At 40.3% G+C, this 16,312-nt stretch carries 11 protein-coding genes; 8 read left to right on the top strand and 3 right to left on the bottom strand.

The features are described 5' to 3' along the window. The first annotated feature begins 465 nt into the window (after positions 1 to 465). From dnaA to H5088_RS18010, 7 genes are all read left to right on the top strand, one after another. A complete protein-coding gene (gene dnaA / locus H5088_RS18040; protein ID WP_182754042.1) occupies positions 466 to 1,848 on the top strand; it encodes a chromosomal replication initiator protein DnaA in 1,383 nt (460 codons plus the stop codon). Between the two features lie 13 nt (positions 1,849 to 1,861). After that, positions 1,862 to 2,965 (top strand): DNA polymerase III subunit beta, encoded by a 1,104-nt coding sequence (gene dnaN / locus H5088_RS18035; RefSeq protein WP_182754040.1) that lies wholly within the window; start codon positions 1,862 to 1,864, stop codon positions 2,963 to 2,965. Positions 2,966 to 2,980: 15 nt separating this feature from the next. Next, the gene (gene recF, locus H5088_RS18030) at positions 2,981 to 4,075 is read left to right on the top strand and encodes a DNA replication/repair protein RecF (protein ID WP_182754038.1); all 1,095 of its coding nucleotides are present in this window, start codon (positions 2,981 to 2,983) and stop codon (positions 4,073 to 4,075) included. A gap of 12 nt (positions 4,076 to 4,087) precedes the next feature. Next, positions 4,088 to 6,514: a DNA topoisomerase (ATP-hydrolyzing) subunit B gene (gene gyrB, locus H5088_RS18025; RefSeq protein WP_024597183.1), complete on the top strand. Its 2,427-nt coding sequence runs from the start codon at positions 4,088 to 4,090 to the stop codon at positions 6,512 to 6,514. A gap of 140 nt (positions 6,515 to 6,654) precedes the next feature. Beyond that, a complete protein-coding gene (glyQ, locus tag H5088_RS18020) occupies positions 6,655 to 7,557 on the top strand; it encodes a glycine--tRNA ligase subunit alpha (RefSeq protein WP_004335201.1) in 903 nt (300 codons plus the stop codon). A 1-nt stretch (position 7,558) separates the two neighbouring features. Beyond that, a complete protein-coding gene (glyS, locus tag H5088_RS18015) occupies positions 7,559 to 9,628 on the top strand; it encodes a glycine--tRNA ligase subunit beta (protein WP_182754036.1) in 2,070 nt (689 codons plus the stop codon). Between the two features lie 74 nt (positions 9,629 to 9,702). Beyond that, positions 9,703 to 10,152 (top strand): hypothetical protein, encoded by a 450-nt coding sequence (locus H5088_RS18010; protein WP_004335197.1) that lies wholly within the window; start codon positions 9,703 to 9,705, stop codon positions 10,150 to 10,152. Positions 10,153 to 10,349: 197 nt separating this feature from the next. On the opposite strand, the gene tusA is transcribed toward H5088_RS18010, so the two are convergent. From tusA to fadB, 3 genes are all read right to left on the bottom strand, one after another. Continuing rightward, positions 10,350 to 10,589, bottom strand: a complete 240-nt coding sequence (tusA, locus tag H5088_RS18005; RefSeq protein ID WP_182696209.1) for a sulfurtransferase TusA — start codon at positions 10,587 to 10,589, stop codon at positions 10,350 to 10,352. A 292-nt stretch (positions 10,590 to 10,881) separates the two neighbouring features. Then, complete coding sequence (gene fadA, locus H5088_RS18000) at positions 10,882 to 12,051, bottom strand: acetyl-CoA C-acyltransferase FadA (RefSeq protein WP_024597185.1); 1,170 nt, start codon at positions 12,049 to 12,051, stop codon at positions 10,882 to 10,884. Positions 12,052 to 12,055: 4 nt separating this feature from the next. After that, positions 12,056 to 14,215, bottom strand: a complete 2,160-nt coding sequence (gene fadB / locus H5088_RS17995) for a fatty acid oxidation complex subunit alpha FadB (RefSeq protein ID WP_138489862.1) — start codon at positions 14,213 to 14,215, stop codon at positions 12,056 to 12,058. A 193-nt stretch (positions 14,216 to 14,408) separates the two neighbouring features. Between fadB and H5088_RS17990 the strand changes: the two genes are divergently transcribed. Next, the gene (locus tag H5088_RS17990) at positions 14,409 to 16,295 is read left to right on the top strand and encodes a transglycosylase SLT domain-containing protein (RefSeq protein ID WP_182754034.1); all 1,887 of its coding nucleotides are present in this window, start codon (positions 14,409 to 14,411) and stop codon (positions 16,293 to 16,295) included. Positions 16,296 to 16,312 lie beyond the last annotated feature (17 nt).

Here is a 16,312-nt window from a genome sequence, read left to right as displayed (position 1 = left end):
TGGCATAGGTGCCATTGCGAGCGCGAGATATTATAGAGTAAGTAACGTAAAGTCAATCATAATTACGTTCGCAGTATATAGCCTACTTATGGTCCATAAAGAGATCATGTAGAGCGATCTGATAGGATCATCATAAATAAGAAGTTTTCCACAGCCCCTGTATAAAAAGTGAATAAAAGCGGGGGAAAAGAAAATTGGATCGTAAATTTGGTTCGCGATCTTGGTGTTATTTTGTTATGATCTCCTCTTCGGATCTAAAATAAAAACTGTTTTAAATCAGGTTGTTAATGATTTTATACATCGATATCAACAATTTTATAAAAATCAATCTTTTACTTGTGGATAAAGTGCCTTCATAATACGCGGTCTTGGGTCGCTTATTGGACCATTTGAACGCAATAAATGTATGATTTATAATCATTAATGATGTGCGGGAATAAAAATTATATCTCTGGGAGTTTAACTGTGTATCTGTCGGTTTGGCAAAGTTGTTTATATGTATTGCAAGATGAGCTGCCTTCGCAGCAATTCAGTATGTGGGTAAGACCACTACAAGCAGAAAGTACCGAAGATACCTTGACGATTTATGCACCTAATCGCTTTGTGCTTGATTGGGTAAGAGAAAAGTACCTAAATAGAATTAACGAATTATTAGTAGAAATTTGTGGTGTTGAAGCACCAAAGCTACGTTTTGATGTAGGTAGTAAGCCTTTATTAAATGCACAAGCTGCACCGGTTATAGAAACACAAGCAGCACCACAAGCTTCTACAAAACACCAGCCTCGTGAGCAAAAGCCTGTTGTTGAACCTGCACCTAAGTCAGGTTACAAATCTAACATTAAAGAAAACTATACCTTTGACAGCTTTGTTGAGGGTAAGTCAAACCAATTAGCAAAAGCAGCGGCCACTCAAGTTGCCGATAATCCTGGCTCTGCTTTTAACCCTGTATTTATTTACGGTGGTACTGGTTTAGGTAAAACTCACTTATTACATGCTGTAGGTAACGGCATTATGGCAAACAAGCCAGATGCTAAAATAGTTTACATGCATTCAGAACGCTTTGTTCAAGACATGGTAAAGGCACTACAAAATAATGCGATAGAAGAATTTAAGCGTTATTACCGCAGTGTTGACGCATTAATGATTGATGATATTCAATTTTTTGCTAATAAAGAGCGTTCACAAGAAGAGTTTTTTCATACCTTTAATGCATTGCTTGAAGGCAACCAACAAATTATTTTAACCTCTGACCGTTATCCAAAAGAGATTGAAGGGGTCGAAGACCGTCTTAAATCACGTTTTGGTTGGGGATTAACAATCGCGATTGAGCCACCAGAGCTTGAAACTCGCGTTGCTATTTTGATGAAAAAAGCACAGCAAAGTAAGATTAACTTACCACATGAAGTTGCCTTTTTTATCGCCAAAAAATTACGTTCAAATGTACGTGAACTAGAAGGCGCACTTAACCGTGTAATTGCTAATGCTAATTTTACAGGTCGTCCAATTTCGATTGATTTTGTAAAAGAAGCACTACGCGATTTACTTGCCTTGCAAGATAAGCTGGTTACTATAGATAATATTCAGCGCACCGTTGCTGAGTACTACCGAATTCGAGTGTCAGATCTATTGTCTAAGCGCCGCAGCCGCTCTATAGCAAGGCCACGCCAAGTTGCCATGGCATTATCTAAAGAATTAACTAATCACAGCTTACCTGAGATTGGTGACGCATTTGGTGGACGCGATCATACGACCGTATTACACGCATGTCGTAAGATAAAATCACTACGTGACGAAAGCCACGAAATTAAAGAAGATTACCAAAACTTAATAAGAACATTGTCATCTTAGGGCTGACTTTATTATGCAAATAACAATATCAAGACAACAATTTTTAAAGCCATTGGTGCAAGTGTCGGGTGCAATAGAGCGCAAACACACGCTACCAATCTTATCTAACGTTTTGTTAGTGGTAGAAAACGGACAACTTTCAATGACGGGTACTGACCTTGAAATTGAATTAGTTTCTGGCGTATTTGTAGGTGATGATATTGCCGATACAAAACTAACGTTACCCGCTAAAAAGTTACTCGATATTTGTAAAAGTCTACCAGACGGTTCAGACATTACTTTAAGCTTGCAAGATCACCAATTACTTTTAACCAGTGGTAAAAGTCGTTTTTCATTAACGACTTTATCAGCTGATGATTTTCCTAATTTAGAGCAGTGGGATGGTGAGGTTGAATTTCAACTAACTCGTTTAGAGCTTCGTAAGTTACTTGAAAGCACGCATTTTTCGATGGCGAATCAAGACGTACGTTATTACTTAAACGGTATGTCTTTTGAAGTAGATAATACAGACATAAAAACAGTAGCAACAGATGGTCACCGTTTAGCTATTGCACAAAAGCAATTAACGCAATCGCTTAACACTCAACGTCAATTAATTATACCTCGCAAAGGTGTGCAAGAAATTATGCGCCTTATGGTAGCTGACGACGAATTGGTAACAATTCAGTTTGGTGCTAACCATATCCGTATTATTGATATTGAGTTTACATTTACAAGTAAGCTAGTTGATGGACGCTTTCCTGATTACCGTCGTGTATTACCACGTGGTGGCGACAAAGTAATTACAGCTAATCGAGAATGGTTACGAAATGCGTTTCAACGAGTGTCTATTTTATCGAATGAAAAATTTCGTGGTGTACGCTTAAACCTATCAAACGGTTTATTAAAAATTACTGCCAATAACCCAGAGCAAGAACAAGCTGAAGAAGTTGTTGAAGTAAGTTACGAAGGCGCGGACCTAGAAATAGGATTCAACGTGTCTTACGTATTAGATGTACTAAACACATTAAAAACAGAAGACGTACTATTTACATTAGCCGACTCAAACAGCAGTGCATTAATTGAAGGTGCAGGCGATGAAGAAGCAATGTACGTTGTTATGCCTATGCGTTTATAAGACTATAAATACATAATGAGCTTAAGTCATTTGAGCCTCAAATATTTTCGTAATATTGAGGCGCTGACGCTAGAACCAGTCAACGGCGTTAATATAATTTATGGTGAAAATGGCAGCGGAAAAACCAGCCTTTTAGAGGCTATATATTACCTTTCTCATGGCAAATCTTTTCGTACTCCAAAACACAAAAGTATTATTGCGCACCAGCAAGAGCAATTTGTAATTCACGGGCGTAAAACAATACACGATTTATCAATTCCAATTGGTATTAGTAAAACGCAAACGGGTGAGACTAATTTAAAAATTCAAGGTAAGGCGAGCCGTAAGATATCAGAACTCGCTCAACTTATGCCTGTACAAGTTATTACACCAGAGAGTTATTCTTTGTTTTTTGGTGGACCTAAAGAGCGCAGAAAGTTTTTAGATTTAGGTTTGTTCCACGTGGAACATGAGTTCTTTTTTTTGTGGCAATCATTTAATAAAGTACTTAAACAACGTAATGCATTATTAAAAACTAAGCCCAAGAATTATTTTGACCAAATTAAGTTTTGGGACAAAGAATTTGTTAGACTGGCTGAAGAAATAAATAAATTAAGATTGGCGTATATAAGTAGGTTTAAGCAGCAATTTTTTGATAAAATGTGTGCAGAATTGACGCTTGTACGTGATTTAGAAATGACCTTTAGCGCCGGCTGGAAAGAGACTGAATCTCTTGCAGATGCGTTAGAGCAAAACTTTGAGCGAGATGCTCGCCAAGGGTTTACAAGTAAAGGCCCTCATAAGGCCGATTTTAGTTTTAGTGTCGCTGGCAACAGTGTGGAGAATACATTCTCACGCGGTCAATTGAAGCTATTATTGTATGCGTTGAAAGTTACGCAAAATAGCTTAATTGAGTCAGAGACAGATAAGCAATCTATATTGCTAATAGATGATCTACCTTCAGAATTAGGCGAAGATACAAAAGAGAAAGTGGGACAATTACTTGCTCACTGTAGTTCTCAAATTTTTATCTCTTCAATTTTATCTGAAAGTATTTCTGCTGTGGTGGAACCCATGCAACGAGAACTACAAATGTTCCACGTGAAACATGGCAACCTAATAACAAGATAAGTGGGATTAACCATGTCTGAGAATTATGACTCGTCGAGTATTAAAGTACTTAAAGGATTAGACGCAGTAAGAAAGCGTCCTGGAATGTATATTGGGGACACCGATGATGGCACAGGCTTACACCACATGGTGTTTGAGGTCGTTGATAACTCGATCGATGAAGCCTTAGCAGGTCATTGTGATGATATTTATGTAACGATTCACTTAGACGGTTCTGTCTCAGTTCGAGATAACGGTCGTGGTATACCAACTTCTATCCATGAAGAAGAAGGCGTATCTGCAGCCGAAGTTATTATGACGGTACTTCATGCCGGTGGTAAGTTTGATGATAACTCTTATAAAGTATCAGGAGGCTTACACGGTGTTGGTGTTTCTGTTGTAAATGCACTTTCAGAAAAACTAAAACTGACTGTTCGTCGTGAAGGAAAGCTTCATGAGCAGTTTTATACTATGGGTGTTCCAGATGCACCTTTAGCTGTAATTGGTGACTCAGAAACAACTGGTACAGAATTACGTTTTTGGCCAAGCGCTGAAACATTCACAAATTTAGATTTTCATTACGACATTTTAGCTAAGCGTTTACGCGAGCTTTCATTCCTAAACTCAGGTGTGAGCATCATCTTAAATGATGAGCGTGAAGAAAATAAATCTGACCACTTTAAATATGAAGGTGGTATTCAAGCTTTCGTAGAATACTTAAACCGTAATAAAACACCTATACATAAAGGTGTGTTCCATTTTACTCACGAACGTGAAGAAGATGGTATTAGTGTTGAAGTATCAATGCAGTGGAATGATGCATACCAAGAAAACATTTACTGTTTCACAAATAATATTCCACAACGTGATGGTGGTACTCACTTAGCCGGTTTTAGATCAGCGCTAACACGTACACTTAATAACTACATGGAAAAAGAAGGCTTTAACAAAAAAGCTAAAACAACCAGCAATGCTACCGGTGATGATGCCCGTGAAGGCTTAACGGCTGTTGTTAGTGTTAAAGTTCCTGATCCTAAGTTCTCATCACAAACTAAAGACAAGCTAGTATCAAGTGAAGTTAAATCTGCGGTTGAACAAGCAATGGCTGAAAAATTCACTGAGTTTTTACTAGAAAACCCAACTGATGCCAAAATTGTTGTAGGTAAGATTATTGATGCCTCACGCGCACGTGAAGCGGCGCGTAAAGCCCGTGAAATGACACGACGTAAAGGTGCAATGGACTTAGCAGGCTTACCAGGTAAGCTAGCTGATTGCCAAGAAAAAGACCCAGCACAATCTGAACTATATATAGTGGAAGGGGACTCTGCTGGCGGATCAGCCAAGCAGGGACGTAACCGTAAAAACCAAGCTATTCTTCCGCTTAAAGGTAAAATATTAAACGTAGAAAAAGCACGTTTTGATAAAATGCTATCTTCGCAAGAAGTAGCAACACTAATTACTGCATTAGGGTGTGGTATTGGTCGTGACGAATATAACCCTGAGAAATTACGTTATCACCGTATCATCATCATGACCGATGCGGACGTGGATGGTTCTCACATTCGTACGTTACTACTAACCTTCTTCTATCGTCAAATGCCTGAAATTGTAGAACGCGGTTATATTTATATTGCTCAACCACCACTTTATAAAGTGAAAAAAGGTAAGCAAGAGCGTTATATTAAAGATGATCCAGCATTAGTAGAGTACTTAACGTCGCTTGCACTTAATAATGCTGCTTTATATCCAAGTGCAGATGCTTCTGCGCTAGAAGGTGAAGCGCTAGAGAAAGTCGTTCACGATTACCAAAATACAGTTAAAGTTATTGAGCGTTTAAAGCGTAAATATCCTAACACGGTAATGGAACGCTTAATCTACCAAACAGAGTTGAAAACTGATGACCTTTCTGACGAAGCTAAAGTAATTGCTTGGACAAAAGAGTTAGTTGATGACCTGATTGCACGTGATGAAGATGCAACTATTTTCCATGCAGGCACAGAGTTTGACGCTGAGCGTAATATGTATTACCCGGTTGTGAATATTCGTCAGCACGGTGTTGATAAAGCACATGTACTTCATTATGACTTTATTGCATCACGTGACTACCAACGCATTGCTGTGACTGGTACTAACATTGCAAACATCCTAAAAGAAGGTGCTTATATTCAACGTGGTGAGAAAACAAAACCTGTTGATAACTTTGTGGATGCTTTGGAATGGTTGATCACAGAATCTAAGCGCGGGATCTACATTCAACGCTATAAAGGACTGGGTGAAATGAACCCAAGCCAGCTTTGGGAAACGACAATGGATCCTAGTGCTCGTCGTATGTTACAAGTAACGATTGAAGATGCTGTTGGCGCGGATCAATTATTTGCCACCTTAATGGGTGATCAAGTAGAGCCTCGTAGAGAGTTTATCGAAACTAACGCTCTACGCGTAGTTAATCTAGACGTGTAAAAATATCACTTGCACCGAAAAAGGAGCCTAATGGCTCCTTTTTTATTTTTTCAATTACACAAACTGCTTAAAACCTGAGTGTACACACGGTATACTAAGGGTAATTTTCACGCTACTTCTTAGATAGTAAAAAGCCAAATATGCAAAAATATGACGTAAAAACCTTTCAAGGTTTGATCCTGGCTTTACAGGATTATTGGGCGCAGCAAGGCTGTGTCATTATTCAACCACTTGATATGGAAGTGGGCGCCGGGACATTTCACCCGCAAACATTTTTAAAGTCTATTGGCCCAGAGCCAATGTCGAGCGCGTACGTTCAGCCGTGTCGTCGTCCTACGGATGGCCGCTATGGTGAAAACCCAAATCGCCTACAACATTACTACCAATTCCAAGTAGTTTTAAAGCCATCACCAGATAACATCCAAGAGCTTTACTTAGGCTCATTAGCGGCAATGGGTATCGATACCCTTACTCACGAAGTTCGCTTTGTAGAAGATAACTGGGAATCACCTACGCTAGGCGCATGGGGCTTGGGATGGGAAATTTGGTTAAACGGCATGGAAGTAACGCAGTTTACCTACTTTCAACAAGTGGGTGGCTTAGAGTGCTCACCAGTAACAGGCGAAATTACTTACGGCCTAGAGCGTTTAGCAATGTACATTCAAGGCGTAGATAGCATTTACGACCTAGTATGGGCAGACGGTCCACTAGGGCGCGTAACATACGGCGACGTGTTCCATCAAAATGAAGTAGAGCAATCTACTTATAATTTTGAACATGCAAACGTAGAAGACTTATTTGCACAGTTTGATAAGTGTGAAGCAGAAAGCCAAAAGTTAATTGAAGCTAACTTACCACTACCTGCATACGAGCAAGTAATGAAAGCATCGCACGCATTTAACTTACTAGACGCACGCCACGCAATTTCGGTAACCGAACGTCAGCGTTATATTTTACGCGTTCGTGCGTTATCAAAAGCGTGTGCACAAAGTTACTATGACAAACGTGAAGCGCTTGGTTTCCCGCTGTGTAAGGATAAGTAAAATGTCAGCACAAAATTTATTAGTAGAAATTGGCACTGAAGAGTTACCACCAAAAGCACTGCGTAAATTAGCAGAAGCCTTTGCTGTAAACTTAACTCAAGAGCTAGAAACATTAGAATTAGTACACCAAGGCGTAAGCTGGTATGCATCGCCTCGTCGTTTAGGTTTACAAGTAAAAGCGCTTGAAGCTAAACAACAAGACAAAGAAGTTGAAAAGCGTGGCCCAGCAACAAAGGCAGCATTTGACAGCGAAGGTAACCCAACAAAAGCAGCAATGGGTTGGGCACGTGGTTGTGGTATTGAAGTAAAAGACGCACAAACACTTGAAACTGATAAAGGCGCTTGGTTATTGCACATTGCTAAAGTAGCAGGGCAAGAAACTAAAACCCTAATGACAGATGCAATCACAAAAGCATTAAGTAAATTACCAATCCCTAAACCAATGCGTTGGGGCGCGAATAAAACACAATTTATTCGCCCTGTACATACAGTAACTATTTTATTTGGTGATGAGCTACTTGAAGGCGAAATTCTTGGTAAGCAAATAACTAACCAGCTTCAGGGTCATCGTTTTCATCACCCAGAAAAAATTAGCATTAACCATGCAGATGAAGTTTTTGACGTACTTAAATCTGCTTACGTTATTGCTGATTACGAGCAACGTAAAGCGCAAATTCGAGCACAAATAGAAGAGGCTGCAAGCGCAGTTAACGCTGTTGTTGCAATGGATGAAGATTTACTAGAAGAAGTAACATCACTTGTAGAGTGGCCAGTTACTTTGACGGCAACATTTGAAGAAGCATTTTTAGATGTACCAGCCGAAGCGTTAATTTACACCATGAAAGACGATCAAAAATATTTCCCGTTATTAGATCAAAACGGCAAACTTTTAAATAAGTTTTTGTTTGTATCTAACATCGAAAGTAAAGATCCAAGTGTGGTTATTTCTGGTAACGAAAAAGTAGTGCGCCCGCGTTTAGCCGATGCACAGTTCTTCTTTGAAACAGATAAAAAGAAAACCCTAGAAAGCCGATTAGAGTCGCTTGATAGCGTATTGTTCCAAAAGCAACTTGGTACGCTTAAAGATAAGTCTGAGCGCATTAGTGAACTTGCAGGTTATATTGCTGAGCAATTAGGTGCTGATAAAGACCTAGCACAGCGTGCAGGCTTATTAAGTAAAACTGACCTAATGACTGAAATGGTTATGGAATTTACCGACGTGCAAGGTGTAATGGGAATGCATTACGCTCGCCACGATGGTGAAGCCGAAGATGTAGCCGTAGCGCAAAACGAGCAGTACATGCCACGCTTTGCAGGTGATAACTTACCAACAAACTTAATTAGCTGCGCAGTAGCGATTGCTGATAAGTTTGACACGCTGGTGGGTATTTTTGGTATAGGCCAAGCACCTAAAGGTGACAAAGATCCATTTGCTCTTCGTCGTGCTGCTATTGGTGCACTGCGCATCATGGTAGAAAAAGAACTACCACTTGATATTTTAGACCTAGTAGCTAAATCGCAAACATTGTTTGGCGACAAGTTAACTAACTTAAATGTATCAACTGACGTATTTGAGTTTATGCTAGGGCGCTTCCGTGCTTGGTATCAAGACGAAGGTATTGAAGTAGACGTAATTCAAGCAGTGCTTGCACGTCGTCCGACTAAACCTGTTGATTTTGACCGCCGTGTTAAAGCCGTAAGCCACTTCCGTACATTAGACGCAGCAGAAGCGCTTGCAGCAGCTAATAAGCGTGTAGGTAATATTCTGGCTAAAAACGACATTACCAGCCAAGGTAGTGTTGATGAGAGCTTATTAAGCGACGACGCCGAAAAAGTATTGGCATCACAAGTAGCAAAATTTGCCACTGACCTTGCACCACTTTACGCAGATGGAAACTACCAAGAAGCATTAAGCCAATTGGCGGGTATTCGTGAAAGTGTTGATAACTTTTTTGACAACGTAATGGTTATGGCCGACGATGAAGCTGTTAAGCAAAATCGTCTTGCGCTATTAAGCCAGCTAAGCGGATTGTTTTTAGGTATTGCAGATATTTCTGTTTTACAAAAATAACACCGATTAGCAATTTTAAAAGCCAGCGTTTTGCTGGCTTTTTAGTTTTCACTGTATGCAAAGGATACCCATTGATGATTTCTATGAAACGAATTTTAACTTTAGCAATTGCTGGTTTACTTACTGCCTGTACAAGCCAAATTTCGATTAACGATGTATTGCCACAGCAAGAGCTTGACCGCACAATTTACTTACGTGGCGACTTTACATTGTGGGATGCAGAACCCCAGTATCAGTTTGCGCCAGTTGGCCCTGCGCTTTATCAAGCGCAAGTTAAATTTTCGACCCCAGGTAAAGTGTACGAATTTAAAATAGCCGATGCCGATTTTAGTGAAGGTTACAACTGTGGTTACAGCGACGCACAACCAGCAGGACAAAAGCTAACACTGGGCCAGCCAGCTATCGCAGACTGTAATACTATTTATAACTACTTTAGTTTTACACCAGCAATAAAAGGCACGTACATAGTAAGTATTGATTACAGTGACTACGATAAGCCACAAGTGACGATAACGAAGAAGTGATTTTTAGCTATTTAATAGCCCTAGTGGGTTGATGGATTTGTGGCAAGGACGTTGTAGGATTTATTCAGCATTAACACCAAGGGGGTTTCGTAGTTTGGGTAGAGTGAAGCGAAACCCAACATGTGTGGCGAGCAAAACTATTTTGGTGGTTATTAAATACGTTGGGTTTCGTAAAACTCAACCCGACCTACGTGAGTTTAAAGCCCTTTCTTCACCACATATCTATACGGTGCTGCTTCTGCATCTTTAGCTACCAGCGTGTGATCCATAAACGTACAAAAGCTCGGAATATCGCGAGTGGTTGACGGGTCATCAGCAGTTATTAATAACGTTTCACCGTCATTCATTTTACGAATAGCAGCACGTACCATCATTACTGGCTCTGGGCAGCGAAGGCCTATGGCATCTAATTGGTGATCGGGATTATCAAAGCTCATAATAAATTGGCCTGTTTAATTAAAGTGATTGCTGTGTACGCGAGTGCTTAGGTATAGCAATTAATAAGTTTGGCAGTTTAACGCAATTTTATGTGTAATTTAACTATTTTACTTAATGCTTTTAGCAGTTTCAAAATGCTTTATTTAATAATACGCCCGATCACATAATTACGCTGTTACATGCTTGTTTGATAAAGGGACGTTTTATAAATTGAAGCTAATAAAAAAGGCGAACTGAATAAAATTAGTTCGCCTTTTTAATCACCAAGATGGTTTTACATGTTTAAACTAATTAGTCTTGAACACGTTCAAATACAGTTGCAATGCCTTGGCCTAAACCAATACACATAGTTGCTAAACCGTATCGTACATTTTTGTCTTCCATTAAGTGAATAAGCGATGTGCTAATACGCGAACCCGAACAACCCAGTGGGTGACCAAGTGCGATTGCGCCGCCATTTAAATTCACTTTTTCGTCAACAACATCCATTAACCCTAAATCTTTCATTACAGGTAATGATTGTGCTGCAAAGGCTTCATTAAGTTCTACTACGCCTAGGTCATCAATTGTAATACCGGCTTGTGCAAGTGCTTTTTTACTTGCTGGTACTGGGCCGTAACCCATAATTGATGGATCGCAACCAGCGACTGCCATTGCTTTAATGCGCGCACGAATTGGTAAACCAAGTTCTTTTGCTTTTTCTTCGCTCATTACTAACATTGCAGATGCGCCGTCAGAAAGTGCTGAAGAAGTACCGGCTGTTACCGTACCTGATGCAGGATTAAATACTGGGCGAAGCTTTGATAGACCTTCTACTGTTGTTTCTGGGCGAATTACTTCGTCGTCTTCAACTAAGATAAGCGAACCATCTGCATCGTGACCTTCCATTGCTAAAATTTCGCGACGGAAGCGGCCTTCAACAGTTGCAGCTTGTGCACGTTGATGTGAACGGTAAGCAAATTCATCTTGTTGCTCACGGCTAATGCCATGAAGCGTTGCAAGGTATTCTGCTGTTAAGCCCATAGAGCCAGACGCTTGTGCAATTGATGTTGCTAAGCCTGGGTGAAAGTCGTTGCCGTGAGTCATAGGTACGTGACCCATGTGCTCAACACCACCAATTAGGTAAGTGTCGCCAGCGCCTGTCATTATTGCGCGTGCTGCGTCATGCAATGCTTGCATAGAAGAGCCACATAAACGGTTAACCGTAACAGCAGGAACGCTGTGCGGAATACCGGCAAGCAATGATGCGTTACGTGCTACGTTAAAGCCTTGCTCTAATGTTTGCTGTACACAACCCCAATAAATATCGTCAATTGATGCAGGATCAACTGCAGGGTTGCGATCTAGTAAGCCTTTCATTAAATGTGCGCTTAAGTCTTCTGCACGTTTATGTTTGAATACACCACTTTTAGAGCGACCCATTGGTGTGCGGATACAATCTACAATTACTGGATTATTCATGATATTAACCTTCCACCTTATAGAAAACACGACCTTCTTCGGCCCACTTGCGAGTTTGTTCAGATACTTGGTAAATCGCACCTAGGTGAGCGTATTTGTCTGCTGCTGCAACAAAGTTAGCTAAACCAGTTTGATCTAAGTAACGGAACGCGCCGCCTCTAAATGGAGGGAAACCAACACCGTAAACTAATGCCATATCTGCTTCTTGCGGCGAGGCAACAATGCCTTCTTGCAAACACAGTAGCACTTCGTTAATCATTGGAATCATACAACGGTCGATGATTTCTTGTTTATCAAATTCTTTTGGTGCGTCTGTAATTGGACTTAATAGCTCAATTGCTGTCTCGTCATGAGACTTTTTAAGACGACCGCGACGATCTGTTTCGTATTTATAAAAACCGGCTTTGTTCTTTTGACCAAAACGTTTTTCGTTGGCAAAAATAGTCACTGGGTCTTTATCAGCACGCGCCATACGCTCAGGGAAACCGTCAGCCATTACGCCAGTACAATGGAACGCTGTATCAATACCTACAACATCAAGTAGGTAAGCCGGACCCATAGGCCAGCCAAATACGTTTTCCATTACTTTATCTACTTTTGCAAAGTTAGCGCCTTCAACCACTAATTTGCTAAAACCTGCAAAGTAAGGGAATAAAACACGGTTTACAAAAAAGCCTGGGCAATCGTTAACAACAATTGGCGATTTACCTAATTTAAGCGCGTAATCAACTACTGCATTAATTGTTTTATCTGAGGTTTTTGCACCACGGATAATTTCTACTAATGGCATTTTTGGCACAGGGTTGAAAAAGTGCATACCACAGAAGTTTTCTGGCTTATCTAGCGCTTGTGCTAGTAAATCAATACAAATAGTCGATGTGTTTGAAGTAAGTACAGTGCCTTCTGGCATGTTCTTTTCAAGATCAGCGAGTACTGCTTGCTTAACTTTAGGGTTTTCTACAACGGCTTCAACAATGATGTTGGCACTTTGTAGGTCTGACTCGTTAAGTGTTGGCTTAATTTTGCTAAGTGTTGCCAACATTTTTTCCATTGGCATGTGACCACGCTTAACTTTTGCACCTAATAACTTAGATGCTTCACCCATACCTAAATCAAGCGCATCTTGTTGGATGTCTTTCATTATAATAGGTGTGCCTTTATAAGCAGACTGGTATGCAATACCGCCACCCATAATACCAGCACCTAATACAGCGGCTTGTTTAATTTCTACATCGCTGTGCTTAGCAAATTTACGTGCTTTACCTTTAATGTATTGATCAGCTAGGAATATACCTGTCTGTGCAGCTGCTTCTGGTGTGCGTGCTAATTTAGCAAAGTTAGCGTTTTCGATTGCCATTGCTTCATCGCGAGTACAGTTTGCCGCTGCTTTAATAGTACGTACAGCCATAACCGGTGCAGGATAGTGGCCTTTGGTTTTACCCATTACCATACCTTCTGCCATAGCAAAGCTCATGCCTTGCTCAACACGGTTTAATTTAAGTGGCTGTAGTTTTACGTTGCGTTTTGCTTGCCAATCTAGCTTGCCAGCAATCGCCAGTTCAAGTGTTGATACACTTGACTCTAGAAGTTTGTCAGCACTAACTACCGCGTCAAACGCACCTACTTTAAGGGCATCTGCTGCGCGGTTTTCTGCGCCTGAGGTAATCCACATCATCGCGTTATCGGCGCCAATGATACGTGGTAAGCGCACTGTGCCACCAAACCCTGGCATTATGCCAAGTTTAACTTCTGGTAGGCCCATTTTAGCTGTTTCGCTTGCCACACGATAATCGGTAGCAAGTGCCCACTCACAACCACCACCAAGTGCCATACCGTTTATAGCGCTTAGAGTTGGGAATGGTAAATCTTCAATTGCATCAAAAACGTCGGTTGCGTTTTTGATCCACACTACTAATTCTTCTTCAGGTTTAGTAAATGTAGGTAAAAATTCGAAGATATCGGCACCAATAATAAAGTGGTCTTTATCACTGGTAAAAATCATGCCTTTGATATCAGTATTGGCGGCTAATTCTTTTAATGCTGCTGCGCAATCTGAAAGAGTTTTTTGAGATAGTGTGTTTACAGAACCTGCAACACAAAACTTAAACTCGGCGATGTTTTCCTTTAGGAAGCTAACTTCAAAGGAATCGCTTTTATATAACATTATTATTCTCCCTAGTTGACGAACTAAGACTGGTACGATGAGTTTGCATTTCAATCAGTGTGCTTGCTTTAAATTAAAAATGCAACGAAAAATTTAACTCGGTTACAATCGACTGGTTAAAATATAGCTGGTTTGGTGCTAAGGTGGTTGAAAAGTTTTTATTCACTACTTTAATTTTTTATTAAAGGACATTATGAAAAAATATTTATTAAGCATTGCGGCAGCTGCATTCATTTTCCCTCTTCATTCTGCCGAGGCAAGTATTGATAACGATGCATTTTTAGATGCCGAAAAAAAAGTAAGGTACGGCAGTTACCAAGACTTTAAACAAGCGGTTAGTAACCTAAATCATCCGTTAAAACCTTATGTTGAAAAAACGTATTGGCAACGCCATCCGAGCATTAAACATCAGGCAGAAATAGAAGAATATTTAAATATATACCAGCATACGCCGCTTGAGTGGCCGGTCCGTAAAGCGTGGTTAGAGTATTTAAAAGATAACAACGAAAAGGCGGCGTATATCCGCAACTATCGTGATACGTCTAATACGGAGCTTACTTGTACTTATTTAGATTTTCAGCTTGATTTAGGTGCGCCCGAAAAGGCAATTCTAAATCAGGTGACCGACTTATGGGCTGTAGGTAAATCGCAACCTAATGGTTGTGATAGTTTATTTTCTACGTGGCGTAAAAAAGGCTACATGAAAGAAGAAACGGTTTGGAAGCGTGTAACACTTGCTGCACAAGGCGGAACGCAAAGCTTATTACCTTACTTAAAAACTTTATTACCAAGTAAGGAGCGTTACTTAGCTGACTTATATTTAAAAGTGCGAAAAGATCCAAGCGCAGCCGCTGGATTATATAGATATAAAAACAAGTCGGCTAAAGAAGGGCAAATAGCTATTTATGGTGTTAAGCGTTTGGTTTGGCGCGATAAAGAGCTAGCTTTAAAAGCATGGGGAAAGCTAGAAAAAATATTTAAGTACAGCGATGAAGAAAAAGCGGATGTGTATTACACTTTTGCATTGTCACTTGCCTCTAGCGGGCATAAACAAGCGAGCTTTTGGCTAAATAAAGTGCCAAAAGAGCGACTAGACAGCAAGCTTATTCAGTGGCAACTGGGCAATATGCTCAAAACCCAAGATTGGGAAGGGATTGCTGCATTTTTTACAGGTAAAGAAAATTTAAGTCTTGGTCAGCAATATTGGTTAGCTTATAGCTATGCACAACGTGGCGAGCAACAAAAAGCAGACGACATCTGGAAAAAAGTAGCGGCTAATCGTGATTATTACGGCTTTTTAGCCGCAGCACGTTTGGGGTTGCCCGTTGATTTAAATAATCAGCCTTTAGCAGTCGATAAGGTACTTGTAGATAAAGTGAGTAATGCACCAGGCTTTAAGCGTGCAAAAGCACTTTATGATATTGAGCGCTTTACGTCGGCGCGCCGTGAATGGAATTACTTAACGGATACCTCTAGCGATGAAGAAAAGCTGGCAGCATCACAGTTATCTACCGACTTAGGTTGGCACGACAGTACTATTTTTACTTTAGCAAAAATTAAAGCATGGGATAATGTAGAGCAACGTTTTCCGTTTGCGTTTCAAGATGTTTTTGAGCGCTACAGTAAACGTAGCAAGATAGATGTTGCTTGGAGTATTGCTATTGCAAGGCGCGAAAGCTCTTTTGCGCCAGATGCGCGCTCGCATGCTAATGCGCGTGGTTTAATGCAGTTATTACCTAGTACTGCTGAGTATGTAAATAAAGGCAGTGTGACAAGTAGTCGTTTATATCAACCTAAAACAAATATTAGGTTGGGTACGAGTTACTTACAGTACTTAAAAAAGAAAAACCATGGCAATGAAGTGCTGGCTACGGCTTCTTATAATGCGGGTTATCACCGTATAAAGCGTTGGTTACCTGATGACGCTATTCCGGCTGAGTTATGGGTAGAGCTTATTCCGTATCGCGAAACCCGCGATTACGTAAAAAATGTATTTGCGTACAGGCAGGTTTACCATACAAGAATGGGCCGAGAAGGTAATGTATTAGCGCCGCTACTCGAAATGAAAATGGGCGGTTGAATATATGATACCAATCT

This window comes from Pseudoalteromonas sp. SR43-3 (assembly GCF_014163875.1).
Taxonomy (GTDB): Bacteria; Pseudomonadota; Gammaproteobacteria; order Enterobacterales; family Alteromonadaceae; genus Pseudoalteromonas; species Pseudoalteromonas distincta.
The sequence above is the reverse complement of the archived record's forward strand: the minus strand, read 5'-3'. Positions and strand labels throughout refer to the sequence as shown.